Here is a 1,670-nt window from a genome sequence, read left to right as displayed (position 1 = left end):
GAGCAAGAGATGCAAAAATTAGAAAAAAATCCAGTTATAAGTGCATTAACACAACCAGTAGCTTGGGCTCCTATACTAGCTGTGATAATTGTTTTACTTGGAATAGAATTTCCTCCTATTTTAGATCCTAACTTTGAATTAATATCAAAAGCTAACTCTGGAGTTGCTGTATTTGCAGCTGGATTAACATTATCAGGATTAAAATTTGAATTTGATTTAGAAATTATTTATAATACGTTTATTAAGCTAATATTAATGCCTGGACTTTTATTAATAGTTGGATTACTTGTAAAATTAGATCCAATACACCTTCAAATGCTTGTACTTTCAGGAGCTTTACCACCTGCATTTTCTGGGATTATTATAAGTAGCCGTTATCAAGTTTATGTACGTACAGGTACATCCTCATTAGCTGTAAGTGTACTTTTATTTATGGTTGCTGCACCGTTCTGGATATGGATAACAAGAATGGCATCAACATGGAATTTTTAGACTTCTAAAATAAATAGTATAACTAAAGATGAGGAGAGTAATTTATGAAGAAACGATATTTGATATTTTCTTTTCTTTTAACTTCAATTTTATGTAATAAAGCTTTTGCAGAACTCAAAAATACAGAGATTGGAAACAGCATACAAACTTCTTATGATAAGAGAATAAAACAAGAAACAAATTTCTTAGAAAATTCATTTACTCCTTATGGAGAAGTTGGAACTATATTTACAATTTATGGAAATTCCGGTAAGTATAAAACTGCGACAGCTCATCCTATGCTTTACTTAGATTATACATTCACACCTCAATGGTCATTATTTTTTGAATGGAATAGATTAATGAATATCTATAGCGGTGAATATGAAAAAGATAGTAATAAAGCTAATCATAATTTTAGTGTACCTAAGGGCTATTTTGAATATATTCATACAAACTTTTTTGATACTAAAGCTATTTGGAGAACTCAAATAGGAGCTAGACAAACAAATTTTTTTAAAGATTCTGATGATAAATATTGGACTTGGATAAGTTCCTCTTTAGATTTTTATAAATATTTTCCAAAGAGTGAAAATTTTGAAGTATTGCAATTTGCGATACAACCATTATATTACTATGGATCATTTGTAAAATCTAATCCTAATGGTCATATGAATCATGCTGCACTTAATTTATTAACACAATTTAAAATTTATGAAGATTTTAAATTTCAATTTAACGGATACTTATCTAAGGAATGGTATAATGGTGATTTTAAAATTGATAAAAAAGAGGAGATGAATTACTTTGCAATTGTTTCTTGGCTTGAATATTCTAAAAATATTTATCAATTTAATAAAAGAACAAATCTTCAATTTAATTTTGCTACAGGTTTTGATCCGTATATATTCACAAGTAGTAGTGAAAAGAATTGGAAGCCAACATTTTGGATAATAAATCATGGGTATGGTTGGTTATGGCCAACAAAATTAGATAGTGATAAAAGTTACTCTAATATGTTTAATGCTTTTGTTTTACCTCAATTAAAAATAATATATAATCATTCTGAAGATTTAACAATGGATTTATTTGTGCAAGTCAAGTATTCAAATCAAGTTTGGGGTTCTTCGCAAAAAGATTGGAAACTTCAACCTCAAGGAGGAGTTGGAATTACTTATAGATTTTAAAATTAAAAGCTG

2 protein-coding genes are annotated in these 1,670 nt (G+C 28.1%); both read left to right on the top strand.

Annotated features, from left to right (window positions below; all coding sequences use genetic code 11):
* Positions 1-492 (top strand): AEC family transporter (locus HMPREF0202_RS05960; RefSeq protein WP_023052251.1); only part of this gene is annotated, 492 nt, incomplete at its 5' end.
* Between the two features lie 44 nt (positions 493-536).
* Positions 537-1,658 (top strand): FomA family porin-like outer membrane protein, encoded by a 1,122-nt coding sequence (locus tag HMPREF0202_RS14705; RefSeq protein ID WP_023052250.1) that lies wholly within the window; start codon positions 537-539, stop codon positions 1,656-1,658.
* The last annotated feature ends 12 nt before the right edge of the window (positions 1,659-1,670 follow it).

The organism is Cetobacterium somerae ATCC BAA-474 (assembly GCF_000479045.1).
Taxonomy (GTDB): Bacteria; Fusobacteriota; Fusobacteriia; order Fusobacteriales; family Fusobacteriaceae; genus Cetobacterium_A; species Cetobacterium_A somerae.
Note: the sequence above shows the minus strand (reverse complement) of the source record. Positions and strands in the feature narration are given on the sequence as shown.